Source organism: Candidatus Poriferisocius sp., assembly GCF_965219815.1.
Classification (GTDB): domain Bacteria; phylum Actinomycetota; class Acidimicrobiia; order Acidimicrobiales; family Bin134; genus Poriferisocius.
In genome coordinates, this window is the sequence record NZ_OZ244791.1 from 2675950 (window position 1) to 2699507 (window position 23558).

Here is a 23558-nt window from a genome sequence, read left to right on the forward strand (position 1 = left end):
AGACGACAACGTTGCGGGTCCCCAGCGAGTTGCGGGACGAGATCGCCTGGATAGCTGAACAGCGAGGAACGTCCATGGTTGACGTCGTAGCCGATGCAGTACATCAACTGGGCCGCGACGAATGGTGGTCGTCGGTCCGGGATGCGCTCGATGATCTAGCCCCGTCGGAAGTTGACGCCTACCAGGCGGAGAGCAGGCGATTGGATACTGCCGCAGCAGACGGTCTGGATGAGCACTGAGCCGCTGTTGGCTAGAGGTGATCTGTGGTCGGTGGACTTCGGGGCTGATCCTGAGCATCCCGAGCAGGCCTTCCGACGTCCGGCGCTGATTGTCTCTGACAACCGGCTGCACCATCCGAATCTGAAGATGGTGATCGTGGTGCCGGGCACTTCGACGATTCGCTCGGTGCCGCTGCATGTCCTGGTTGAACCCGATGTTGACACCGGCCTCGTTTCGGCCACTGCGTTCCAAGTTGAACAGGTCCGGGCGGTATCGACTCATCGTTTTGTGGAGCGACTGGGTCGGCTCGGTCCCGTTAACTTGCAAGCGATAGACGAGATTCTGCGGAATGCGCTCAACCTGTGATTGCTGGCCTATGACCGGTCGCCGGCTGCTGCGTTGGCCGCTAGGGCGGGCGTGTGCAACTCAGGTGTTGGCAAACTTTGCCAACACGCTCATGGTCAGAATGCGTTGGTGGGGAGGGGGTCGATGGCCAGCTCGATGACTGCGGGGCGGTTTTCGGTGATCATCTCCCGGACTGCGGAGCGGAGGCCGGCTTCGTCGGCTACGCGGGTGGCGGCGCAGCCGAACGACTCGGCGTATTTCACCAGATCGGGGTTGCGCAACTCGGTGCCGAGGAGCCTTCCGCCGTAGTTGAGCTCTTGGTCGAGGCGGGTGTTGCCGTAGCCGCTGTCGTTGACCACGATGTGGAGGGAGCCGATGTCGTACTGGACGGCGGTGGCCAGCTCGTTGCTGGCGAACAGGAAGCCGCCGTCGCCGCTGATGGACACGGCTGGGCGCTCGGGGGCGGCCAGCTTGGCGCCGAGCGACATGTTCATGGCGAAGCCGAGGGTGCCCATGTACGAGGAAGTGAGGTAGGAGCGGGGGCGGGCCACCGGCAGGTACATGTGGCACATGTAGCCCACCATGGTGGCGTCGACGGCCAATATTGCGTCGTCGGGCAGGCTGTCGCTCAGGGCTTTGACGATCGCGGCCTGCGGACCGGCGGCTCGGTGGGCAGTATCGACCTGCTGGCGAGCTTCCTGCCACTCGGTCGAGCGATCGGGACTCGGATCGCTGATCTGGCGCAGGGCATCGAGCAGGTCGGTTGCCCCGGCTTCGGCGTCGCCCACGAGGGCCACCTCGGGCTTAGTGAATCGTCCGATTTCGTTGGGGTCGACGTCTAGGTGGATGAGTCGGCTGCTGTCGGCCAGCCCGACGCCCTGGAAACGGGTTCCCACCGCGAGCACCACGTCAGCATTGGCGATGACAGGCGCGAGGCGCTGGTGGACGAACAGCGTGCCTATTGCCGCGGAGTTGTGTCCGTCGATCACGCCCTTGCCCTCGCGAGAGGAGATGGTCGCTGCCTGGAGGTGATGTTGCAGCTCGCGGATGACATGAGCAGCGCCATGGGCACCGCCGCCCACCACGATCAGGGGACTGTCGGCACTGGCCAGCAAGCGGGCTCCCTGAGCGAGCAACTCGGGATCGGGCCGCAGAGGCTCGGGGGCGATGGGGTCGATCACTGGTGCGGCCGTCAGCTCTCCCATCGTCTCGGGTGGGATCTCGAGGTGGGCCGGGCGGGGACGGCCGCTAGTCATCGCCGCAAAGGCCCGTCGCACCGCGGCGGGGAGCTGATCGGCCTCGGTGACTCGCGCGGCGTGCTTGGTGATCGGCCGGACTACGTCGAGCTGGTCGTGTACTTCGTGGGGAAGGCTGTTGCCGCGACCGATCGCATCGCGGTTGATCTGGCCCGAGATTTGGAAGACCGGCGACGACGCCGCGTACGCCGTGGCCAGCCCCGCTCCCGCGTTGTACACGCCGGGGCCAGGCACTATCAGGGTTGTGCCCGGTTGTCCGCTCACTCGGGCATAACCGTCGGCCATGTAGGCCGTGGCCTGCTCATGGCGGGCGGTGATGTAGCGGATCTTGTCAGCGCCGCGGTGGAACGAGTCGAGGATACCCATGAGCTGCACGCCAGGGATACCGAACACCACCCCGACGCCTTCACGCACAAGCTGCTCCACAGCCGCCGATCCGCCCGATCGTGTCGGCTGGGCCTCAATTCGCTCGGTCATAGTGCCCTCACCCTTGCCGTTCCTGTGGCAGCGGCAACATAGCGCGTCTTTGCGACATCGCTTCCAGTTCCATCCGCTTTGCTGGACATCTCTGGTCCCGTACCGTAGGGTAGCTATTGCGGTAGTTGCACAAATAGTGCAATAAACGCACAGAGGGAGGATTCTTATGCCAAGTAGCAACAGCGACCGTCAGCGTTCACCTGGGCGCCTTTGGCGCATTCTCGCAGCAGTCTTCGTTCTTGCCCTCGTCGCGGCCGGATGCGGCAATGACGACGATTCGAGTGGTGTGACCGATCCAACCCCGGAGGTGGCCAGCGGCGGTGCTGACGACAGTTCGGGCGGCGCCTCGCCTGAGCCGGCGGATGATTCGGAGGAGGGGACCGCTGATGCCCCGGCACCCGCCCCGACGCCAGAGCTCTCTGGAACGATCGGCTTCATCAAGGGGCCGCATTCGGCGATGGAGGTCGAGTTCAACGAGCAGATCATTGCCGATTTCAATGCACAGGTCGCGCCCGACGTCAACGTCGAGTTCTCAACCTATGACTGGCCGGTACACGTAGCTGAGCTGACAACTCTGTTTGCCAGCGGTTCGCCGCCAGACGTCCAATATCTCGTCGATCTGATCTATCCGGCGTTTGCAGAGCAAGGTGTTTTGCACGACATGACGGACTTGGTCAACGAGCCGGAGTGGGCCGACGAGCGGGCCGACATCAGTCCCTTCGCCTGGGATCTGGCCGAGCAGCAAGGCGGCACGTGGGGTGTGCCCGTGCTCGGTGCCGTATACAACATCTTCATCAACGAAACCCTTCTGGAGGAGGCAGGTTTGCTTGACAGCTGGGATGACTCCTACGAGTCGATGCTTGCCGCGGCCGAGGAGCTGACAACCGATGATGTGTTCGGCTTTGCGGCGCGAACTTCGGCCGCCGACTTCGCCTGGTGGGATTGGTACCCCTACATACACAATGCAGGCGGCGACGTGTTGTCCGACGATTGGACTGAGTGCGGGTTGGTCGGCCAGGACGTGGTCGACGCCATGCAGTTCCTGATCGACATCCACACGGCTGGTGTCACCCCAGCAATCGGTTCGCTGGACAACCAGGGCCTGTTCGACCTGTTCGCTGCGGGGCGTGTGGCGATTTTGCATCATGAGACGCCGAACATCGTGTCGCTGAATGAGAACCCGCCGGGCTTCGAATGGACGGTCGCGGCTGCGCCCCCCGGGCCGCAGGGCCACACGGTGATGGGGAACTTCGGAATCCTGAGCATCGCAGAGGCCAGCAACAACAAGGACGCGGCATGGGAGTTCATCAAGCACTGGGCATCTGCTCCGCAGGTTGGAAGATTCGCGGAGCAGGTGAACCTGCAAGTTGTCCGCACTGACATCATCGGCGACCTGTTTGCCGAGAACCCGGCAATGAAGACCGTGCAATCCGAGCTTGTACCTCGTGTCCAAGGGCTTCAGCCGCATCCCCAAATCCTCGAAGCACTGCAAGCCGCGTGGCCTGTGGCTGAGGATGCGTTCCGCGGAAACCTGACTGGTGAAGAAGCCATCGCTGGGATGTGTGCCGCTATCGACGGCGTGCTCGCCGGGTAGCGGAAGGGAAGAAACCACGTTCGCATCAGGCCGCTGCGGCCTCCAGGACATTCCCCTCCCCTCGGAGGGCATTGCAGCGGCCACGTGCGAACCCTTCAGGAGTTCTGGCGCCCCAGGCAGGTGGGATTTGGGGCGCCAGAACCTCCCTTTTTCGGTGTTGGCTGTCTTCAGTGAGAGGCGGGGAGCATCCAGGCAAGCACCACAGTGGCTCGGGGCCCGTTGCTTGGCTTTGGCTAACTTCAATGCGAGGGGAGGCAGCACGCGATGGCTGACGTCGACACCGGCTTGAGCAGCACGCAGCTCACCCTTTCCCCCGAGGAGCACCGCCGGCTGCGGAGACGGTACCGACGGCGTACAACGCTCACCGCCTACGCCTTTTTGGGACCGAATCTGCTGGCGTTTATCGCGTTTCTCCTCATTCCAGTTGTGTGGCTCTTCGTGTCCACGTTCAGGACCGGAGGCGTGCTTGGTCCTGCTGAGTTCGTTGGCCTCGACAACTGGCGAGACACGTTCGCTGACCCGTTGGCTAGAACAAGCATCCGCAACACGGTGGTCTACAGCGCGATGGCGATCCCGGCCGTGTTCATCATCGCCATGGTCTTGGCATTGGCATTGCGCACGATCTCCCGCGGCAGTGCTCCGATCCGCGTTGCCCTGTACTTGCCGACTCTCCAACCAGCCGTAGTGGCTGCGTTCATCTTTGCGTTCGTGCTGCACCCCGACTTCGGGGTGATCAACTATGCCATTCGGGGGCTTGGCGGCAACCCGATCAACTTCCTGGGCGACACGTCGCTCGCGCTCCCCACGATTGCCGGGATCGAGGTGTGGCGGGGAACCGGGTTCTGGACGATGATGTTCCTCGCTGGTTTGACGGCTCTGCCCAGCGAGCTCTACCACGCTGCGGAGATCGACGGGGCCGGAGCGATACGGCGGTTCCTGCGGCTGACGCTTCCCTTGCTGCGGCCGACCTTCTACTTCGCGGTCATCTTTGCGACGATCGTCAACCTCCAGCTCTTCGACTCCGTTTTCGCGCTCACCGATGGAGGCCCGGTCAACAGCACGATCTCAGTGTCGCTCTACATCTATCGGAGCCTGTTCTTGTTTGGCGACATCGGTTTTGGCGCGACGCTGTCCTTCCTGCTGGTCATCACTGTTCTGGTCCTCACCGGGCTTCAGACGTTCCTGCTGCGAGACCGCAAGTGACGACGCCGAGGACTTACGAGGGCGAGACACGCGAGGTGGAATCCGCCGTCAGTGCGGCTCGCTCGGGGCTGCCAGCGTCGCGACCGGCGATCGCATTGTCATACGTGATTCTGCTCGTTGGGGTCGCGATCGCGCTCGTGCCGTTCCTGTATGTCGTATCCACCTCGCTGAAGGAAACGACGTCGCTGTTCAGCTACCCGCCAGACTGGATCCCGTCGCCGATCTATTGGGGCAACTTCGAATCGCTGTTCGCAGACCACCCTTTCGTGTGGTGGACCTTCAACACGCTCTTCGTCGCGGGCGCTGTGACCGTGTTGAAGCTGTGGTTCGACACTATGGCGGGCTACGCGTTGGCGAAGATGGAGTTCACCGGCAGGCGTGGTGTCGCGCTGCTGTTCCTGCTGTCGGTGGCGATTCCCATTTCGGCGTTGATCATCCCGCTGTTCTTCGTGGTCCGCTATCTGGGACTCTTGAACACCTATTGGGCTCTGATCCTGCCGCCGCTGGCGAACCCCCTCGGCATCTTCATGGCTCGCAGTTTCATCGTCGGGATCCCCGACAACTTGGAGGACGCAGCTCGCCTTGACGGCGCTTCTGAGTTCACCATCTACCGCAAAATCGTCTTGCCGCTGATCCGCCCTGGACTGGTGGTGTTGGGGATGTTCACGTTCATGTTGCAGTACACGTCGTTCATCTGGCCCCTCATCGCAGTGCAGGACTCCGAGCGGCAGGTGCTCGCAGTTGGCATCTCTGGCCTCCAGAGCGCGTTCTTGCAGGACTGGGGTCTGCTCTCGGCAGCCATGTTGTTGGCCGCCATCCCCATCACACTTGTGTTCCTGCTGGTTCAGAAGGCATTCGTGGTCAACGATCTCTCCGGCGCACTCAAGGAATAGGAAGAAATGCCCGCCTTGTCGTCCCCGTCCGACGTTGCCGTGAGCCTCATCCAAGTCGCGAAGTCCTACGGCGCCGTCGAGGTGCTCCAGCCATTCGACTTACAGGTCGCCGAAGGCGAATTCGTTGTCCTCCTGGGCCCCTCCGGGTGCGGCAAGAGCACCATCCTGAAAATGATCGCAGGCCTTGAGGAATCCAGCCACGGCGAGATCCACGTCGCGGGCGAACTCGTCAACTACGTCAGGCCCCGAGACCGCAACGTGGCTATGGTCTTCCAGAACTACGCGCTGTATCCCCACATGACGGTACGAGAGAACATCGCGTTTCCGCTCAAAATGAGCCGGCAGCCCCGACTCAGGCGCGCGGTCATCGATGAGCGCACCGCCGAGGCAGCCGACATCGTTGACTTGACGCCGTACCTTGGCCGAAAACCTGCGCAGTTGAGCGGCGGGCAGCGGCAGCGGGTTGCCCTGGCTCGAGCGATAGTTCGCCAACCAGCAGTGTTTCTCATGGACGAGCCGCTCTCCAACCTCGACGCGTTGTTGCGCGCCGACATGCGGACGAGCCTCTTGGATGTGCATGCCCGCATAAAAAAGGCGACGTTGTACGTCACCCACGACCAGATCGAGGCCATGACTATGGCCGATCGGGTGGTGGTCATCAACGCGGGCCGGATCCAGCAGATTGGACAGCCCCACGAGCTGTACACCGCTCCAGCGAACACGTTTGTGGCTCAGTTCATCGGGAGTCCGCGCATGCCACTCCACTCGCTGACGGTGAGCGACGATGGCGCTCTTCGGATCGCTGACGCGACCCTCGCTCTCGACGCTGCCGTCGTTTTGGAGCCGGGGGCCACGGTCACGGTGGGCCTGCGGCCAAGCGCGCTGCGGGCGACTACCTCGGGGTCAGCGTGCTTTTTCGGCGAGGCGAGACGAAGCGACTACCTCGGAAGCGACAGCTACCTGGAGGTCGACCTCGGAGACGGCGCATCGGCGATGGTGCGGGCCGAGGCTGATACTGAGGTGCGGCCTGGCGACATCGTTCACGTCGACGCTGCTCCCGGCGCGATCCACGTCTTCGATGAGGCCGGGGTGCGGATCTGTGGTGCTTCGGTTGGCCAGCGAGAGCGATGAGCAGCGCATCGGTGGTCATCGCGGAAGGTGTGAGTGCTCCGGAAGGGCCTACTCTCGGGCCGGGCGGCTGGACACTGAATGTTTGCAGCTTCAGCCGCGACAGCGACTCGAGGGTCTCCGGCGGTGACATCGTGGCGACGCACCCCGATCACCCGGGCGACACGCGGCGGCTGTTCAACACCTCGGCCGGTAGCGTGGAGGGGATACCAGCGGCGCTGGCATTCGGACCCGACGGCTGCCTCTACATCACCGACGAGGGGCACCGGGCGATCCTGCGGGCGACCGATCAAGGATCGCTGTCGGTGTACCTGCGATCACCGAACGGGCCGAACGACCTCAGTTTCGATCGCGAGGGAAATCTCTGGTTCACCGATCCGTGGGGTTCGGATCTCGACAACGCCGTCGGCGGGGTGTATGTCCTGTATGCGGGAACGGCAATTCCCGAACAGGTCGCATCTGGTTTGGCGTTCCCAAATGGGATCGTGGCCACGCCAGAGGAGCTGGTGTACGCGGAGACGCGCACGAGCCGCTTGTGGCGCCACCGGCGACTTGCCGAAGGGCAACTAGGCGGAGCGGAGCTCTTCGCGGATCTGCCTCTTCAGGCTGGCGTCGCAGTGCAAGGCCCTGACGGTATGGCGCTTGATGGGCGCGGCAACCTGTATGTGGCCCACTACGGCGCTGGGTGTGTCCGCGTGTTTGCGCCTGACGGCACCCAACTCGATCCGATTGCGGTGCCGGGCCGCGACCCAACCAACCTGTGCTTCGGAGGGCCGGATATGGGCACACTGTTCGTGACGCTCGACGACACCGATCAGCTCATCGCGCAGCGGGCGCCCTGCCAAGGAGCCACGATCCAGTTCTGCCCGTCGGCCAGCGAATCACCCTCATACGAGCACTGGCTGCGCTTGATCGAGAGCAGTCCCGCGGTGTGATCAAGCGCGTACCGGGAGGGAGTATGCGTCGGTTTGAATCACACCTCGTCGCTGTTGGGGCTGTTGCCGGTCCACCCGAATTCCCGGGAGATGCCAAAGCTGGCCTTGAAGAGCTGCGGCACCATGGAAAGCAGGGTGTTGTAGTCGCAGGACAGAGTCGTGGTGGTGATCGAGACCGATCCGATGACCTGACCGGATGCCTCGAATACCGGCGCGGCGATGCAGTTGACCCACGGCTCGTGCTCGAGATGGTCGATCGCGTAGCCGCGCTCAATAGTGGCCTGAAGGTCTGAGAGATACTCGCCGGTGCTCGTGATGGTGTTCTCGGTGTGGGCGACGTAGTCGATGGTCGACGCAATGCGCTCTTGGTCCTCGGGTGGAAGAAACGCGACGATGGCTTTGGCGACGCCTGTGCAGTGGAGTGGTGCTGTGTTGCCGATACGGGAGTACATGCGGACGGTCTGTTTGGCTTCGCGCTTGTCGATATAGACAACGGTGTCGCCCTCGAGCATGGCGAGATGGATCGTGTGCTCGACATCATGGCTGAGGTCGGTGAGAAACGGCGCAGCGACCGAGCGGAGATCGATGTTCTCCAACGCCGCATTGGCAAGGCTAATAACGCGGCGACCGAGGCGGAACACGTTGTGGCTGTCTCGTACCACCATCTGCTCGGCCTCGAGCACTTGGAGTGTCCGCAAGGCAGTGCTGCGATGGGTCCCCATGAACGAAGCGATCTGTTCGATCGACGATGGCCTCTCGGCGATCTGGCCCAGTACTTGGATGGCTCGTTGCACAGTCTGGCTCATCGCGCCTCCGCTCGATTATAGGGGTTGGATGCCGGGCGAGGGGGCGGCTCGGGTTGGCCGGGGTATAGGGTGAGCAACGTTTCGGGTTAGAACTCGGTTGAGATCACGGCGACGACCGTCCCATTGTCATCTACTTCGGGAATGTGCTTCCACTTGTCGAACGTTGTACACGGGTGGCTGATCCCAAGCGAGATGAAATCGCCGACGGCTAGCGCATCTGAGGCTTCGACGGTCAAATAAGCGTGTTGGTCCATGAGGTTGGAGACTCGCCAGGAGTCAGGGGCGGGGGTGCGTCGAGTCTGCTGGTATCGCCACAGCGGCACCGGGAGTCCCTGGTCGAACGACACGTCCCTCTTCCCGAGATCAAGCAGGGCAAGTGTTGGCTCAGGGCGTGAAATGACCTGGGCGATAGCTTCGAGCGCCGGTCGGAACGGGGCCAGTTCGGCATGGTCTCGGAGCGGGGAAATCTTGTTGTAGAACCCGCTGTCGTGGGTGACGTAGCAGCCGCTGCGCAGAACGAGCTCGCCATGGTGGGCATCGGCCACCGGGCCACAGATGTCGACAACATCATCGAAACAGGCACTTCCGCCCGCTGTGAGGATCGGGGGAGTTTCCGGGTCGTAAAGTCCGAGGGCGGCTATCCTCTCGAACGAATGGGCGAGAAGCCGCAGATAGTCCTGCACATGACGGCGGTCGCCATGATCGTGGGCGGAGAGGAACACGCCCTCGTACCCGGCGACCCCGGCAAAGCGCACCGTCTTCAAAGCCCTCGCCTCTTCTGCCAGCGCAATCGCCTCGTCGATGTTGCGCACGCCGCCTCGGCCGCCGCGATCGCCGATTTCCACGAGAACTGATACGTGCCCAGCGCTGTTGCGATTGAGTCGAGAGAGGCCGGTGTGCGAGTCGACGAAGCAATAGAGTTCGAGGCCGCGGGTTGAGGCTTCGAGGGCCCAGTCGATAGCGGGCTCGTTGACTAGTTGGTTGGCGATGAGCAGGCGTTGTAGGCCGAAGTCGAAAAGGGTCCGTGCTTGGACAGCGTTGGCGATGGTTATCCCCCATGCGCCGTGCGCGATCTGGCGGGAGATCAGGCTGGGAGCCATGGTGGTCTTGCCATGCGGTGCCAGTTCGACCCGGTTTGCGAGGCAGAATTCGCGCATCGTTGCAAGGTTGTGTTCAATCGCGGTGGTACGGGCAATGATGAGAGGGGACAAAAACGTTCCATCGAAGACGTTGCGACCGATCAAGGCATCTGTCGCTGCCCCGACTAGGTCGGTGGGGATCGCCTTGGAGCTGGGTCGAAGCTGCTCTGTCATCGTGGGGATTCCGACTCATTGGCGCGGAACCCGGTGCTTGTACTCGATCGAAGCAGCCCTTTAGTCATCATCACTGGGATTCCCGTCTCTCGGTGAGCCATTTTCTCAGCAAGTCGACACCCTTGGGTTGGACAAGCTCGGTGCCGAGTCCAATCCCAAGGGCACCTGCGTCAAGGTACCGCTCGATCTCTGCGATGGTTACGCCCCCGGTAGGGATGAACGAAACACCGGGAAAGGGCCCCGACATGGCCGCGAGGAAGCGGGTCCCTCCGACCTCCCGGGCAGGAAACAGCTTCAGCTCCGAGACGCCATGAGTCTGCGCCAGCTGAACTTCGGTGGGTGTCGCCACTGCCGGCAGGTAGGGGATGCCCGACTCTGTGGCCTGGCCTACGAGTTCAATATCAAGGCCGGGAGAGATGGCAAATGCAGCACCGAGGCCGATGACTCGATGGAGGTCGGCAACTGAGGTGACGCTGCCTGCGCCCAAGGGCCGGTCGTTCTCAGCCGCGATCTTGGCGACGAACTCAAGTGTCCGGAGTCCGTCGTCATCTTGCACGGTGACCTCGATTAGGTCGACTCCGACGTCCCACAACGTTTGGGCGGTGGTCGCCGCAGCGGCGGGTGGGAGTCCTCGCAGAATCGCGATGACCGGGCAGCGGCGGAGGTGGGCCTGAAAGTACGACACCTCAGTTGTGGTGCTCTGTTGTGCCTTAGCAGCTTGCCTCATGTGGTCGTGTTCGGGGGCAGTCCCGGCGGCTGCTGGGTGCTGTTGGTGGTGTCAGCTAAGACCAGGTTTGCCGAGAGCCAGTCCTCGGGTGATAAGTCGAGCAGGCGTTCTATCGTGGCATCATCGGCAATGGGGCCCACGTCGCTGTGCTGGGAAAGTGCGCTCATGGCTGTGATGTGCCCGAGCCGCAGGGCGGCTTCGATGTTGTCGTCGTATCGGAGCACCCCGACGATGAATCCGGCTGCAAACGCATCCCCGGCGCCGATCGGCTCCACGACGGTGCCGTTGAGCGCGGGAACGAAGTGCGTTCTGCCGCGCCGGTCGGCATAAGCGCCGTTGTCGGCGTCCTTGACGACAACCGTCTTGGGTCGGGGAAGCAGGGTGCGGACATCGGCGGCTGTGGTGGCACCCCAGAGGTCATCGGCTTCGTCAAGTCCGACGAAGACGATGTCGCATCGGTTTGCGGCCTCCCGCAGCGCTTTCGGAGGATCTCCTCTCTCCCAGATTGAAGGGCGCCAGTTGATGTCAAAGGATACGAGCGCTGACCGGGATGGATCTCCGATCAGGGATCGGACAAGTTTGTTGCAGGAGTTGGACAAGCCCAGAGTGATCCCAGTCAGGTGGAGGACTCTCGGCCTCTGGCTGAGCTCGGGCCTGGTCGTCGGCCCCATTGCCGCTGCTGCGGAGCCGGCCCGGTAGTAGCGGACTCGCCGCTCGTCTGCGGTGACCTCCTTGAGCATGAGCCCGGTCTGGCGATCGGAAAGCCGGCGTACCCCGCTTACGTCGACGCCTGCGCTCTCGATGGTCGAGAGCACGAGGTCCCCAGCAAGGTCAGTGCCTAGCTGGCTGACCCACGCGGCTTGCATACCGAGAGCCGCGCTGTAGCGCGCAACGTTGGACTCCGCGCCGCTTACCTCCCATTCGAAGGCCGCTCTGTTCGGGTGGGGCCGTATGGTCAGCATTGACTCCCCCAAGGCAACAATGTCTGGGAAGGGTCTGCGGTCGCTCGGCTCGTCGGCCGAGTGGTTCATCATGGGCTCCTCGGGGTAGCGGTACTCGTGTGGACTCTCATGATGCTAGCCTGAAGTGCAATAGTCACATAACGAGTGCGGATATTGCACGTATTGGGAAGAAGGGAATATTCGAGTGGGAACCCATGTGGCGGCCAACCGGAGGAATTCAGTCCCAAAGCCGCCGTCGCGAGGGTGGTGACGTGTACGACCTCGCCATTCGGGGAGTACTCATTGAGGACGGCTCCGGAGGGCAATCGTTTGAGGGAGACATCGCCATCGATGGCGGTCACATTGCTGCGGTGGGAACAGTGGGTGCGTCGCGGGCCGAGATTGATGCCGAGGGACTGGTCGCCGCCCCCGGCTTCGTCGACGCGCACACCCACGATGACATGGAACTCCACTGCAACCCCGACAACGGATCGAAGATCAAGCAGGGTGTAACGACGGTCATCTGCGGCAGCTGCGGATTCAGTGCGTTCCCCCATGTACCTGGGCGGCCTTCGCCAGACTTCTTGTCGGTCGATGGCTGCTGGCGGACATACCGGGAGTACCGGGAAGTGCTGACCGGTCACGGCATTGGCACAAACTCAGCTTGCTTCGTCGGCCACAACACCGTTCAGCGGCTTCTTCTGGGGATCGATAGCGCCGAACCTAGTGCTCGGGGCCTCGCGGCTGTGTGCGACGACATCCAGAGGGCGATGGACCATGGAGCGTTGGGCGTGTCCACGGGCCTCATCTACCGCCCTGGTCGGCACACATCAACGGCAGCACTGACACGAATCGTTGCGACCGTGTCCGACTACGGCGGTATACACAGCACCCACCTGCGCGATGAATCGGATGGCCTCCTCAATGCCATTGCCGAAGTCACCTCCGTGTCTCGAGAAACCGGCGCATCGCTCCAGATCTCTCATCTCAAGGTCATCGGGGAGCACAATTGGGGCAGCCTCGGCGCCGCGCTCGACCAGATTGGCAGAGCCCGAGCCGACGGGATCGACGTCGCCTTCGATGTGTACCCCTACACCGCAGGGTCAGGGCCATTGGCGACCTATTTTCCTCCCGATGACATCGACGTGACCAGGGCTCGATTGGTCCAGATAATTCAGTGTCATGACTACCCCCACTTCGAAGGGCGGCGACTTGCCGACATCGCGAGCGACGAGGGTGTCTCACTGCGCAGTGTCACCCGCCGTCTCGTCACAGCCCCGAATGCCGACAAGACGCTGTGCGTCATCTTCGAGATTCACGAAGACGACATGTTGGAGGCGCTGTCCCATCCAGCGGCGATGATCGGAAGCGACGGGATACCCCAGCAGAAAGGAGTGCCCCATCCGCGTTTGCAAGGCACGTTCCCCCGAGTTCTCGGCCGCTACAGCAGAGAAAAGGGGGTGTTATCGCAAAGCGCGGCGATCGAGAAGATGACGTCCAGGCCGGCAATTCGGTACGGCCTAGTGGGCCGCGGCCTGCTGCGACCCGGCTACGCGGCCGACATCGTCGTTTTCGACCCGACCACGATTGCGGACTGTGGAACTTACTCCTCACGTGCCGACCCAGTGGGCGTTCGCCACGTTCTCGTCAACGGGAAACAAGCGCTGTCAGACGCTGCCCTTACCGGTGTGCGAGCAGGTCGGGTCCTGGCACGCGAAGAACGCTAAACCCAGGCTCTGCAAGGGGTTGAGACTCGGAGGTCAACACCCGGTCCAACTAAGAAAGGATTGACAATGACCACTCGACACGCCATAGCCAGCGCGGCCGTGCCAGAAGCCTCGGGCCCCTATTCGGCAGCAATCGCCTCGCAGGGGTTCGCCTTCTTGTCGGGGCAGGGGCCATACGACGCGGAGGGCGCACTCGCGGGTGAAGACATCGCAAGCCAGACACGGCAGACACTCCAAAACCTGGAAGCCGTCGCACAAGCCAGCGGCGCGACGCTCAGAGAGGCCGTGCGGGTGTGTGTCTACCTCACTGACATGGAGAACTTCACCGCCATGAACGCCGTTTTTGCAGAGTTCTTCGATCATCCGTATCCGGCTCGAACGACGGTTCAAACTGGGCTTCCAAAGCCTGAGATGCTGGTTGAGATCGACGCGATCGTCGCACTGTCTGATCCGGCTTGAAATCTGTGGACGCGATTGATCGTCGGTTCAGCCCTGTACCGACCTATCGGTGATGCTATGATATCATCCAATGAGAACGGTCATCACCATCCCAGACCAGATTCATGCTAAGGCCAAACAGCGCGCTGCGGAATTGGGCATCAGTTTTGCGGAGTTTGCCCGCCGCTTGCTCGAGAAGGAACTGGAGACCCCCACTCCCCAAGGAGATATCGAAGCCATTTGCGGCATGGTCAGCGGCTCGCCATTTGATATGGCCCGAGATGGAAATGAGATCGCTGCGGAGGCAGCCCACTGGCTGAGTTCCGAAGAGTCCGGCTAGAGGATGGAGTCCTCCTATGTGGACACCTCGGCATGGGTGGCGATGGCCGATGGTGCCGAGGCTTCTCACAAAGCTGTAGCCGAGGCACTCCGCATCCGGCAGGGACGCTTGGTCACCAGTGATCATGTACTTCACGAAACTTGGGCGGTAATGCGCTACCGGCACAACTTCCATACAGCCGAAAAGCTCGTCAACACCATCCGAAACGGCATCGCCAGGATTGAAGTATCGGGTCTGGCCGACCTCGAAGCCGCCGCCGCTATTGGGGTTGCATTTGCCGACCAGGACTTTTCGCTTTCGGATCGCACAAGCTGGGCGATCATGGAACGACTTGGGATCCACTATGCGATCTCGCTCGACAATGATCTCCGCGTCTACCGGTTCGGCCCCGGACGCCGCCAAGCCTTCTCTGTCGCTCCGTGAGAACTGCCGATCCGCGGCATGCTCCGCTTCTTGGGGTGTCGCCCACTAGGGGCTGGCATTAGTTTGAGCCCATCAAGCTGCAAAGGAGCTCATTGTGGAGTTGCGGAACAAGACCATTGTGGTGACGGGGCCGACGGGGATGGTGGGGCCGCCTCTGTGCAAGACCCTGGCCGTCGACAATCGGGTGATCGCGCTGGCCCGGTTCTCAGACCCTGATGCCCGGGCTGATCTTGAGGCCGGGGGAGTGGAGTGCATCGCTGTCGACTTCGTGAACGCCGACTTCTCGGAGATTCCCCGCGACGTGGATGCGGTGGTGAATCTGGCGGTGATCAAGACCGGCGACTGGAAGACCGACTTGGCGGTGTGCTCGGAGGCCACCGGCCACCTGATGAGCCACTTCCGTGACGCACAGGCATTCCTCCACTGCTCTTCGGGCGCGGTCTATCAGCCCAGCGGCGGCGAGCCGTTCACCGAGGACAGCCCCCACGGCAACCATCACGCCCACATGATGCCGACGTATTCAATCTCCAAGATCGCGTCGGAGTCGGTGGCCCGGTTCGCGGCCCGGGAGTTCAACCTGCCCACGGTGATCGCCCGGTTGAATGTGCCTTACGGCGACACCAACGGCTGGCCGCTGTTCCACCTACTGATGATACGGGCGGGCATGGCCATCGAAGTCCACCCCGATGGGGCCCGCTACAACCTCAACCACGACGAGGACATCGCCGCCGACATCCCCGTGCTTTTGGACCAGGCTTCGGTGCCGGCCACCACGCTCAACTGGGCCAGCCCCGGGTTGGTTTCGGTGGCCGAGTGGTGCGAGTTCATGGCCGAGATCGACGGCTGCGGCCCGCCCCAAATCGTCGAGTCCGAAAACGCCATACCCAGCACGGTTATGGACACCAGCCGCATCGAGGCCCTGCGCCCCGACCGCCTGGTGAGCTGGCAAGACGGCATCCGCCGCCTGGTTTTCAACAACCCCGCCTGATCAGGGGCCTGCGGAGCCGGTTTCCGGGGCCGATTGTGGGCGCCGATTGCTGGAACTACCCTGCGGGAGCGCCTAATTGAGCGCAATGTCAAAGGGGGAATTGTGGCTGCTATCGAACCCGACATCCTGTCGCCGACGTTTCTTGAGGACCCGAATGCCGTTCTGGAGGTTCTGCGGGAGGAATACCCGGTGGTGTACCACGAGGCCACCGAAGCCTGGCTGCTCTCGCGCTACGACGACGTGGAGCGGGCCTTCAAAGACAAGGCGTTCACCTCTAAGAACTATGAGTGGCAACTGGAGCCCGTCCACGGCCGGACCATCCTCCAGATGGAGGGGCGCGACCATTCAGCCCATCGGAACTTGATTGCGCCTGCATTCCGGGGTAGCGAGCTCACCGCCAAGTTCGTCCCGGTCATAGCGGCCAACGCCCGAGACCTCATCGACGGCTTCCGCCACGACGGCAAGGTCGATCTGGTCGACCAGTTCTCCATCCGCTTCCCAATCAACGTGATCGTCGACATGCTGGGGCTCGACAAGTCGGACCATGAGCGGTTCCAGAAGTGGTACCACTCGATCATGATGTTCCTCAGCAACCTCACCGGTGATGAGGAAGTTATGGCCCAGGGGCTCCAGACCAAAGAGGAGCTCGAGGCCTACATGATGCCGATCATCGCCAAGCGTCGGGCCAACCCAGGCGACGACCTGCTCAGCACCCTGTGTACTGCCATCATCGACGGTGAGCAGATGACCGACCTGGAGATCAAGGCGTTCGTGTCGCTGCTGTTGGTGGCCGGGGGAGAGACCACCGACAAGGCGATGGCCAACATGATGATGAACCTGATCGCCAACCCCGACCAGCTCCAGGCGGTCCGCGACGACCGCAGCCTCATCGACAACGCCTTCGCCGAGACGCTGCGGCACTCGCCGCCGGTGCAGATGATCATGCGCCAGCCTGAAACCGATGTGGAGATGCACGGCGTGACCATCCCGGCCGGCTCCACGGTGACCTGCCTCATCGCCGGGGCCAACCGCGACCCCCGCCGCTACGCCGATCCCGACACCTTCGACATCTTCCGCGAAGACCTCGACGTGTCCAAGGCGTTCTCCGGGGCGGCCAACCACACCGGGTTCTGCCTGGGCCGGCACTTCTGCATCGGCGCCATGCTGGCCAAGACCGAAGTAGACATCGCCACCAATCAACTGCTCGACGCCATGGACGACGTCGAGTTCGACGGCATGCCCCCCACCCCTGAGGGTGTGTTCACCCGAGCCCCCAAGACCATGCCGCTCACCTTCACTCCGACAGGGGGCTAAGAAACCAGCCCTACCGGCACAAGCTGCGCTACTCGTTCTTTCCCAGCGTGGTCGCGGGGCTGGGGGTGGTGCCTTTGAGCTGACGGCGCCGCTCGAACAGCTCCTCGGCGGCGGCTTGGGCCTGCCCGGCAACCTGGGCGACGTCGACCGAGGTCACTTCGCCGTCGACCACCAGTTGCCGCCCTTGCACCCACACATTGGCCACGTCGTGGGATGACGCGGTGAACACCAAGTGGGCTGCGATGTTGAAGTCGTCGCCGTGCATGACCGGCACGAAGTGCAGCCCGCCCAGGTTGACGGTGACGATGTCGGCGTCCTTGCCGGTTTCCAGGGAGCCGGTCACTTCGTCGAGGCCGAGTGCCCGAGCGCCCGACAGCGTGGCCATGTCGAGGATGTCCCAGGGGTCGCCGGTGGTGGGATCGAGGGTGCTCACCTTCTGGAGCAGCGATGCGAACTTCATCTCCTCGAGCATGTCGAGGTTGTTGTTCTCCTTCTCACCGTCGGTGCCCAAGGCCACTGTCATACCCTGCTGGCGATAGAAACCGATCCGGGCCGGACCCGACGACAGCTTCATGTTGGAACAGGGGCAATGGGTGACGCTGGTGCCGGTTTGCACCATCAACTGAACTTCCCGGTCGTCGAGCCACACCCCGTGGGCGACAACGCTCTGGGGTCCCAGAATACCCCGGTTGTAGAACTCCTCGATGGGGCGACGGCCGAACTGGCGCAGGCACTCCTGCACCTCCCAGATCGACTCCGAGGAATGGGTGTGGATGCCGGTGTCGAACTCCTCGGCCAGCGCGGCCGCTCCCCGGAACATGTCGGGCGAGCAGTAGAAGATGTGCTCCAGGCCCACCCAGGTCCGCACCCGGCCGTCGGCGGCCACCCGGTGGGTCTCAAGCAGCCTCCGATTGGTCTCCAGGGTCTCGAAATAGTCGTACAGATCAGCGGTATAGGGAGCCAGAGTGGCCCGGATGCCGATGGCTTCGGCGGCCCGGGCGGAGCCCTCCATGTACCGCCACATGTCGAGCACCGAAACGGTGCCGCCCCGCAGCCCCTCGGTATAGGCCATCCATGAGGCCGCCTCGGCGATCTCCGGCGTGAGCGCCCGGTGGGCCGGGTCGATGTGGTCTTCCAGCCACTCCCAGAGGGCCAGCGACTCCGCCGTACCCCTCAGCAGTCCCGAATGCAGATGGCAGTTGTGAAAGCCGGGGACTACCGCGTGCCCGGTGACATCGACCACCTCGACGTCGGAGGCGGCGGGGTGCTGATCGACATCGGCTACGCGGCCCACCAGTTCGATCTTGCCGTCGATCACCAAGACTGATCCCGGATCGAAGACGGCCTTCGAACCCTCCATCGGAAGCACCGTTCCACCGCGCAACAAGAAACTGGTCACCATGCCTGCCTTTCAGAGCCGCATCTGCGGGTCACGGTAGTGGTTTCTTTACACCGAGTTTGCCTGTGGCCCATTGCTGGCCATTCCACAACCTGCGGCGGTGGCTAGGGGCTAGCGTCTATCTATGCACAGCCACCTGGAGGAAGAGGTTCGGGCTCGAGCAGTTGCCGCTGCGCTCGGCAACGAGGCCTTCGATCTGATCCTGACGGGCGGAACGGTGGTGGATGTCGGAACGGGGGAGCTGCGCGAGGCCGATGTCGGCATCGTCGGCCCGGTTGTGGCCAGCATCCACCCGACGGGGTCGCGCACCGATTCCGCCGACTCGTTTGACTGCACCGACCGGTACATCGCCCCCGGGTTCATCGACATGCACGTTCATTTCGAGAGCTCAATGCTCACTCCCGGTCAGTACGCGGCCGCAATCTGTCCTCGGGGCACCACCACCGTGTTCATCGACCCGCACGAGCTGGCCAACATCGCCGGGGTCGAAGGGGTTCGCTACGCCGTGGACGCCAGCCGGGAGCTTCCGGTCCGGTTCGTGGTTCAAGCCCCCTCGTGCGTACCGCCCCTGCCGGGGTTGGAGCTTTCGGGCCACGACCTCCATGCGGCCGACATCGCCGAGATGCTCTCCTGGGACGAAGTGGGCGGCCTGGCCGAGGTCATGGACATGGGCGGAGTGTTGGGCCGCGACGCCCGCATGGTCGACATCGTGTCGGCCGGCCACGAGAGCGGCAAGCTGGTCAGCGGCCACGCCGCCGGCCTGACCGGGCCCGCCCTTCAGGCCTATCTCAGCGCGGGCATCTTCTCCGACCACGAGGTGTTCGCCCACGTGGACGCCATGGAAAAGCTCCGGGCCGGCATGACCGTCGAACTGCGGGGCGCCTTCGACTTCGTGCTGCCGCTCCTGGTGGAGGAGCTGGCCAAACTGCCGGAGTTCCCCACCCACCTCATCGCCGCCACTGACGATCTGTTCGCCGCCACGCTGCTGGAAGAAGGCGGCATCGACGATCTCCTGCGTCGCTTGATCCGCTACGGCTTGGCACCGGTGCGAGCCCTGAGAATCGCCACCTACAACGCCGCCTATCGACTCCAGCGCACCGACTTGGGCATGGTGGCCGCAGGGCGCCGGGCCGACATTGCGGTGCTGTCCTCCTTGGAAGAAGTGGCGGTGGAAGATGTGTTCTTCGACGGCTGCCATGTGGCCCATGGAGGTGCGATGCTCAAACCGGTTGTCGAGGCGCCGTCGAACCCGCCGCTCGACACCATCCAACTGTCGACGATGACCGCCGACGACTTCATCTTCCGCCTGCCCGGTGTTCCGGATGGACGTCACCGCATGAGGACCGTTGAGGGCGTGGTGATGACAGAGTGGGGCGAGACCGAGGTCGAGGTGGCCGACGAGGTGGTAACCATTCCCGATGGCTACTTGCTGAACGTGGTCGTACACCGCCACGGCCGAGTTCCGGCCATGCCGGTTGCCGGGCTGCTCGGTGGCTGGGGCCACTGGACGGGCGCGGTAGCCACCACGATCAGCCACGACACGCACAACCTCTCGGTATTCGGGCGTGATCCCTCCGACATGGCGGTGGCGGCCAACGCGGTGATCGCCACCAGGGGAGGAGTGGCAGTGGTCCAGAACGGTGAGGTCGTCTCGATCCTGGAGCTCCCCGTGGCGGGGATCTTGTCGCCGTTGCCGGCTTCCGACGTTGCTCGGCTTCAGTCAGAGGTCGGCGCCGCGGCCCAAGCCATCGGCTTGCCGCCCGGGCCGCTCACCCAGCCGCTGTTCTCGGTCATGCTGATGAGCCTGGCCTGCCTGACGGGACCGCATGTGACCGACATCGGTGTGGTGGACGGCACATTAAGCCAGCTCGTCGACGACCTCGTGTTGACGTGAGCCGGTTGCCTGTCGTTCCCGAATACGAAATTTGGTGAGCATGACGTTCATCGGCGCCGACCTCGCTCCCAGTCCCGAACAGATCATGCGGCTTCAAGCCGCAGCCCGGGGCGATCAGCCGGCCGACCTGGCCATTCGGGGCGGAACGGTGCTGGCGCTCCACAACCGCGAGCTCATCGAGCGGGACGTGCTGATCGTTGGGGAGCACATTGCCGCGGTGACCCCTCCCGGACGACTGGAGGCCACCGTCGAGGTTGATGCTTCGGGCCAGTTTGTGGCGCCGACGTTCATCGACGTCCATCTCCACATCGAATACACCATGCTCACGCCGGGAGAGTTGGCCCGATTGGTGGTGCCTCGGGGCACCACCACCGTGTTGGCCGACCCCAACTGCCTGGCCAACGTGGTCGGGACTCGGGGTGCCGACGCCATGGCCTCTACGGCCACGCCGATGCGCATCTTCCAGCAGATCTCCCACAAGATTCCCCGGGTGCCCGCTCTCGAATTGGGCGGAGCGGTGATGCCCGAAGAAGACGTACTGGAACGCCTCACGGCGGCAAACGTGGCCACATTGGGTGAGAGCAACCCCTTCGACCTCGACATTTCGGCCGCCCGCAAGGCCCACACCGCCATTGCCGCGGGTCGCAGGCTCACCGGACACACCGCCCGTATTGCCGATGAGCCGCTGTGGGCCTATCTGGCCGGCGGGGTCAGCGACGACCACAATGCGTTCAACACCGCAGAGGTGATCGACCGGCTCCGCCTCGGGGTGATGATCACGGTGATGTCGGGATCGATGAACGACAACGTGCCGTTGGTGTTCGAAGACGTTGATGCCGTGGCCGGCGGGTTCGACTACATGAGCTTTTGCGCCGACGACCGCCACGTGGAAGACCTCCGGGACGAAGGTCACATCGACTACCACGTGCGCAGTGCCATCGCCGAGGGGGTCCCGGCCATGGAGGCCTACCGGATGGCCTCGCTCAACGCGGCCCAGTACTACCGGCTCGATCACCTGCTCGGCTCGCTCACCCCCAGCCGGTTGGCCGATGTGATGATCCTCGATGATCTGGCCGAAGTGCGTCCGTCACTGGTCATCGTGGGGGGAGAGGTCGCCGGCCGAGACGGCGAGGCTGTCTTTGACAATCTCGACACCATGCCGGACTGGGTTCGCAACACTGTCCACCTGCCGGGCGATTTCGGACCCGACATGTTCCGGGTGGAAGCCGACGCTGCGCCCGACGAGGTGGCGGTAGTCCGAGCCATGGAGATGTACGACGGCTATTTCAAGCGGGCCATCGAGGCCGAACTCCCGGTAGTGGACGGCAATGTGACCCCCGATCCCGCCATCGACATTGCCAAGATCACAGTGGTCGACCGCCACCACGGAACGGACACCCGGGCGACAGGGTTCGTGCGGGGGTTCGGGCTCACCCGTGGCGCTCTGGGCATCACCAGCAACTGCGAGAACCAGAATCTGGTGGTGGTGGGCACCAGCGATGAAGACTTGGCCCACGCGGCCCGCACCCTCCAACAGATCGGCGGTGGATACGTCTGCGTGGCCGACGGCGAGGTGTTGGCCACGGTCCCGCTCCCGCTGGGGGGCATAATGAGCGACCAGCCGTGGGAGCAGGTGTACGACGAGTCGGTCGAGGCCAACCAGGCCGCGGCGTCGCTGGGCTGTGAGATTGCATCGCCCTACATGATCCTGGCCTTCGTTGGCTTGGCCGGTGTTCCCGACTACGGCCTCACCGAGAAGGGTCTCATCGACACCTTCACCCAGTCGTTCATTCCCGTGCTGCTGTGTTGTCGGTGCCCCCAGCACGTTCATGCCAGCACGCCCATGAGAGATAAGGCATGAAGGTGGGGCAGGCGCTGTGGATGAGGCGCGATAGCGGGGAAGTGACACGATGAATCCAACTGATTGGCGATTGAGGAGAAAACGATGACACTGGCACGGCTGTTGGGATCGGCGATTGCCCCTCCGGTGCTCGACGACGGCGAGGAGCAGGCCCTGGAGACGCTGGACGATGTGATCGCCGACGTGGTGGCGCCTCTGGCGACTGAACACGATGACGAGGGCCGGTATCCCACCCGAGCCGTCGAGGCCCTCAAGGGCTGCGGGATTCTCGGACTCGCTGTGCCGGCAGGATTCGGCGGTATCGGGGCATCGCACTCAGCCAGCCTCCACGCCCAGGTTCGCCTAGCAGTGGCCGACTCCTCGGTGGCCCAGGTCTACAAGGTCCACGACGAGCTGGTGCGGGAGATCTTCGGCTACTGCTCTGACGATCTGAAGCCCCACCTCGCGGCGCTGATCCTCGAGGAGAACGCCATGCTGGGCCTGGCTGTGGCCGAGGCTGGGCGCACAGTGGCCGATCCGTTCACCACAGTGGCCCTTGAGCAAGAAGACGGCAGTCATGTGATCAGCGGCCAGAAGATCTATACCACCGGTTCTGCCGAGGCCGATTACGTGGCGGTGTGGGGCGTCAACCCCGAACGGTTCACCCCTGAGAAACCGTTCTTCGCGCTCCAGTTGAACCTGGTGGCCAAGGACACCCCAGGCATGACGGTCCATCGCGACTGGGACACGCTCGGGCAGCGGGCCACCGATTCCGGGTCCATCAGCTTCGAGAACGTCCATGTGGGCGCCGAGTGGAATGCCAGCATCCCTGGGCGGGCACCATTGCCCCATTCGGGGGTCCGGTTCGAGGCTGGATTCGCGGCGGTGAACATCGGGATAGGCATCGGCGCGCTTCAGGCCGCCGTGCCGTTCGTCAACGAGCACAGCCGTCCGTGGCCCTCAGCCGAGGTGGACAATGCGGCCGACGATCCCATGGTGCAGAGGACGACGGGGGAGTTGGTGGCCGACTTAGCCGCCGCCCATGAGCTGACCATGCGCTGCGGGAGCCTGATTGACGCCTTCGAGAGGGGGGAGATAAGCCGCACCGATCTGGCCATCCCGATCTATGCCGCCCGCTCGGCCGCCGACCGGGCCGGTTTGGCCGCGGCGCAGGGCATCTTCGGGCTCATGGGCACCCGCTCGGTGCGGCGTCCTCTGGGATTCGACCGATGGTGGAGAAACGTCCGCACGCTCTCGCTGCACGATCCGGTGGAGTGGAAGCACGCCGAGATCGGCCGCCACGTCCTCACCGGTTGGGATCCTCCCCCCGGTATCTACACATGACGATTGTCAGGTTG

At 63.4% G+C, this 23558-nt stretch carries 22 protein-coding genes; 16 read left to right on the forward strand and 6 right to left on the reverse strand.

The genetic code is table 11. The annotated features are described in order from the left end of the window. Window positions 1–74: 74 nt before the first annotated feature. Both ACOQPI_RS12855 and ACOQPI_RS12860 read left to right on the forward strand, forming a co-directional pair. Window positions 75–239: a hypothetical protein gene (locus tag ACOQPI_RS12855; protein ID WP_420620024.1), complete on the forward strand. Its 165-nt coding sequence runs from the start codon at window positions 75–77 to the stop codon at window positions 237–239. Then, the gene (locus ACOQPI_RS12860; protein ID WP_420620025.1) at window positions 229–585 is read left to right on the forward strand and encodes a type II toxin-antitoxin system PemK/MazF family toxin; all 357 of its coding nucleotides are present in this window, start codon (window positions 229–231) and stop codon (window positions 583–585) included. The genes ACOQPI_RS12855 and ACOQPI_RS12860 overlap by 11 nt, the downstream gene beginning before the upstream one ends. A gap of 95 nt (window positions 586–680) precedes the next feature. Here ACOQPI_RS12860 and ACOQPI_RS12865 read toward each other — a convergent pair whose 3' ends face one another. Continuing rightward, the gene (locus ACOQPI_RS12865) at window positions 681–2297 is read right to left on the reverse strand and encodes a thiamine pyrophosphate-dependent enzyme (RefSeq protein WP_420620026.1); all 1617 of its coding nucleotides are present in this window, start codon (window positions 2295–2297) and stop codon (window positions 681–683) included. A gap of 286 nt (window positions 2298–2583) precedes the next feature. Between ACOQPI_RS12865 and ACOQPI_RS12870 the strand changes: the two genes are divergently transcribed. The 5 genes from ACOQPI_RS12870 (at window position 2584) to ACOQPI_RS12890 (ending at window position 8050) form a co-directional block, all read left to right on the forward strand. Next, a complete protein-coding gene (locus ACOQPI_RS12870) occupies window positions 2584–3891 on the forward strand; it encodes an ABC transporter substrate-binding protein (protein ID WP_420620027.1) in 1308 nt (435 codons plus the stop codon). Window positions 3892–4155: 264 nt separating this feature from the next. Then, entirely contained in the window at window positions 4156–5094 is a 939-nt protein-coding gene (locus ACOQPI_RS12875; RefSeq protein WP_420620028.1) for a carbohydrate ABC transporter permease, read from the forward strand. A gap of 35 nt (window positions 5095–5129) precedes the next feature. After that, entirely contained in the window at window positions 5130–5987 is an 858-nt protein-coding gene (locus ACOQPI_RS12880; RefSeq protein ID WP_420620029.1) for a carbohydrate ABC transporter permease, read from the forward strand. A gap of 6 nt (window positions 5988–5993) precedes the next feature. Further along, entirely contained in the window at window positions 5994–7118 is a 1125-nt protein-coding gene (locus tag ACOQPI_RS12885) for an ABC transporter ATP-binding protein (RefSeq protein WP_420620030.1), read from the forward strand. Then, complete coding sequence (locus ACOQPI_RS12890) at window positions 7115–8050, forward strand: SMP-30/gluconolactonase/LRE family protein (protein ID WP_420620031.1); 936 nt, start codon at window positions 7115–7117, stop codon at window positions 8048–8050. The genes ACOQPI_RS12885 and ACOQPI_RS12890 overlap by 4 nt, the downstream gene beginning before the upstream one ends. Before the next feature lie 38 nt (window positions 8051–8088). Here the strand turns inward: ACOQPI_RS12890 and ACOQPI_RS12895 are convergent, their stop codons facing one another. The 4 genes from ACOQPI_RS12895 to ACOQPI_RS12910 all read right to left on the reverse strand — a co-directional run bounded on the left by ACOQPI_RS12895 (window position 8089) and on the right by ACOQPI_RS12910 (window position 11930). Beyond that, window positions 8089–8856, reverse strand: coding sequence for an IclR family transcriptional regulator (locus ACOQPI_RS12895; protein WP_420620032.1), 768 nt, complete (start codon window positions 8854–8856; stop codon window positions 8089–8091). Window positions 8857–8942: 86 nt separating this feature from the next. Then, a complete protein-coding gene (locus tag ACOQPI_RS12900; protein WP_420620033.1) occupies window positions 8943–10100 on the reverse strand; it encodes an alanine racemase in 1158 nt (385 codons plus the stop codon). 139 nt (window positions 10101–10239) lie between these two features. Further along, window positions 10240–10896 (reverse strand): bifunctional 4-hydroxy-2-oxoglutarate aldolase/2-dehydro-3-deoxy-phosphogluconate aldolase, encoded by a 657-nt coding sequence (locus ACOQPI_RS12905; protein ID WP_420620034.1) that lies wholly within the window; start codon window positions 10894–10896, stop codon window positions 10240–10242. Next, window positions 10893–11930 (reverse strand): sugar kinase, encoded by a 1038-nt coding sequence (locus ACOQPI_RS12910; protein WP_420620035.1) that lies wholly within the window; start codon window positions 11928–11930, stop codon window positions 10893–10895. Before ACOQPI_RS12910 ends, ACOQPI_RS12905 begins: the two co-directional genes overlap by 4 nt. A 179-nt stretch (window positions 11931–12109) precedes the next feature. Here ACOQPI_RS12910 and ACOQPI_RS12915 point away from each other — a divergent pair, with 179 nt between their 5' ends. The 6 genes from ACOQPI_RS12915 to ACOQPI_RS12940 all read left to right on the forward strand — a co-directional run bounded on the left by ACOQPI_RS12915 (window position 12110) and on the right by ACOQPI_RS12940 (window position 17067). Beyond that, entirely contained in the window at window positions 12110–13564 is a 1455-nt protein-coding gene (locus tag ACOQPI_RS12915) for an N-acyl-D-amino-acid deacylase family protein (protein WP_420620036.1), read from the forward strand. Window positions 13565–13630: 66 nt separating this feature from the next. Further along, complete coding sequence (locus ACOQPI_RS12920) at window positions 13631–14023, forward strand: RidA family protein (RefSeq protein WP_420620037.1); 393 nt, start codon at window positions 13631–13633, stop codon at window positions 14021–14023. A gap of 70 nt (window positions 14024–14093) precedes the next feature. Then, complete coding sequence (locus ACOQPI_RS12925; RefSeq protein WP_420620038.1) at window positions 14094–14342, forward strand: hypothetical protein; 249 nt, start codon at window positions 14094–14096, stop codon at window positions 14340–14342. A 3-nt stretch (window positions 14343–14345) separates the two neighbouring features. Then, window positions 14346–14765, forward strand: coding sequence for a type II toxin-antitoxin system VapC family toxin (locus tag ACOQPI_RS12930; RefSeq protein ID WP_420620039.1), 420 nt, complete (start codon window positions 14346–14348; stop codon window positions 14763–14765). Between the two features lie 94 nt (window positions 14766–14859). Next, window positions 14860–15753 (forward strand): NAD-dependent epimerase/dehydratase family protein, encoded by an 894-nt coding sequence (locus ACOQPI_RS12935; RefSeq protein WP_420620040.1) that lies wholly within the window; start codon window positions 14860–14862, stop codon window positions 15751–15753. Window positions 15754–15852: 99 nt separating this feature from the next. Beyond that, the gene (locus ACOQPI_RS12940; protein ID WP_420621037.1) at window positions 15853–17067 is read left to right on the forward strand and encodes a cytochrome P450; all 1215 of its coding nucleotides are present in this window, start codon (window positions 15853–15855) and stop codon (window positions 17065–17067) included. 28 nt (window positions 17068–17095) lie between these two features. Here ACOQPI_RS12940 and ACOQPI_RS12945 read toward each other — a convergent pair whose 3' ends face one another. Beyond that, on the reverse strand, window positions 17096–18427 hold the full coding sequence (locus tag ACOQPI_RS12945; protein ID WP_420620041.1) for an amidohydrolase family protein: 1332 nt from the start codon (window positions 18425–18427) through the stop codon (window positions 17096–17098). A gap of 163 nt (window positions 18428–18590) precedes the next feature. Here ACOQPI_RS12945 and ACOQPI_RS12950 point away from each other — a divergent pair, with 163 nt between their 5' ends. The 3 genes from ACOQPI_RS12950 to ACOQPI_RS12960 all read left to right on the forward strand — a co-directional run bounded on the left by ACOQPI_RS12950 (window position 18591) and on the right by ACOQPI_RS12960 (window position 23544). Then, window positions 18591–20360, forward strand: coding sequence for an adenine deaminase (locus ACOQPI_RS12950; protein ID WP_420620042.1), 1770 nt, complete (start codon window positions 18591–18593; stop codon window positions 20358–20360). Between the two features lie 40 nt (window positions 20361–20400). Next, window positions 20401–22221, forward strand: coding sequence for an adenine deaminase (locus ACOQPI_RS12955; protein ID WP_420621038.1), 1821 nt, complete (start codon window positions 20401–20403; stop codon window positions 22219–22221). A gap of 84 nt (window positions 22222–22305) precedes the next feature. Continuing rightward, a complete protein-coding gene (locus ACOQPI_RS12960; RefSeq protein WP_420620043.1) occupies window positions 22306–23544 on the forward strand; it encodes an acyl-CoA dehydrogenase family protein in 1239 nt (412 codons plus the stop codon). The last annotated feature ends 14 nt before the right edge of the window (window positions 23545–23558 follow it).

Coding starts and splice junctions, on each gene's coding strand:
- ACOQPI_RS12960 (WP_420620043.1), top strand. CDS start 22,306: ATGACACTGGCACGGCTGTTGGGATCGGCGATTGCCCCTCCGGTGCTC.
- ACOQPI_RS12865 (WP_420620026.1), bottom strand. CDS start 2,297: ATGACCGAGCGAATTGAGGCCCAGCCGACACGATCGGGCGGATCGGCG.
- ACOQPI_RS12945 (WP_420620041.1), bottom strand. CDS start 18,427: ATGGAGGGTTCGAAGGCCGTCTTCGATCCGGGATCAGTCTTGGTGATC.
- ACOQPI_RS12925 (WP_420620038.1), top strand. CDS start 14,094: ATGAGAACGGTCATCACCATCCCAGACCAGATTCATGCTAAGGCCAAA.
- ACOQPI_RS12890 (WP_420620031.1), top strand. CDS start 7,115: ATGAGCAGCGCATCGGTGGTCATCGCGGAAGGTGTGAGTGCTCCGGAA.
- ACOQPI_RS12855 (WP_420620024.1), top strand. CDS start 75: ATGGTTGACGTCGTAGCCGATGCAGTACATCAACTGGGCCGCGACGAA.
- ACOQPI_RS12910 (WP_420620035.1), bottom strand. CDS start 11,930: ATGATGAACCACTCGGCCGACGAGCCGAGCGACCGCAGACCCTTCCCA.
- ACOQPI_RS12860 (WP_420620025.1), top strand. CDS start 229: ATGAGCACTGAGCCGCTGTTGGCTAGAGGTGATCTGTGGTCGGTGGAC.
- ACOQPI_RS12905 (WP_420620034.1), bottom strand. CDS start 10,896: ATGAGGCAAGCTGCTAAGGCACAACAGAGCACCACAACTGAGGTGTCG.
- ACOQPI_RS12950 (WP_420620042.1), top strand. CDS start 18,591: ATGCACAGCCACCTGGAGGAAGAGGTTCGGGCTCGAGCAGTTGCCGCT.
- ACOQPI_RS12875 (WP_420620028.1), top strand. CDS start 4,156: ATGGCTGACGTCGACACCGGCTTGAGCAGCACGCAGCTCACCCTTTCC.
- ACOQPI_RS12955 (WP_420621038.1), top strand. CDS start 20,401: ATGACGTTCATCGGCGCCGACCTCGCTCCCAGTCCCGAACAGATCATG.
- ACOQPI_RS12930 (WP_420620039.1), top strand. CDS start 14,346: ATGGAGTCCTCCTATGTGGACACCTCGGCATGGGTGGCGATGGCCGAT.
- ACOQPI_RS12885 (WP_420620030.1), top strand. CDS start 5,994: ATGCCCGCCTTGTCGTCCCCGTCCGACGTTGCCGTGAGCCTCATCCAA.
- ACOQPI_RS12920 (WP_420620037.1), top strand. CDS start 13,631: ATGACCACTCGACACGCCATAGCCAGCGCGGCCGTGCCAGAAGCCTCG.
- ACOQPI_RS12895 (WP_420620032.1), bottom strand. CDS start 8,856: ATGAGCCAGACTGTGCAACGAGCCATCCAAGTACTGGGCCAGATCGCC.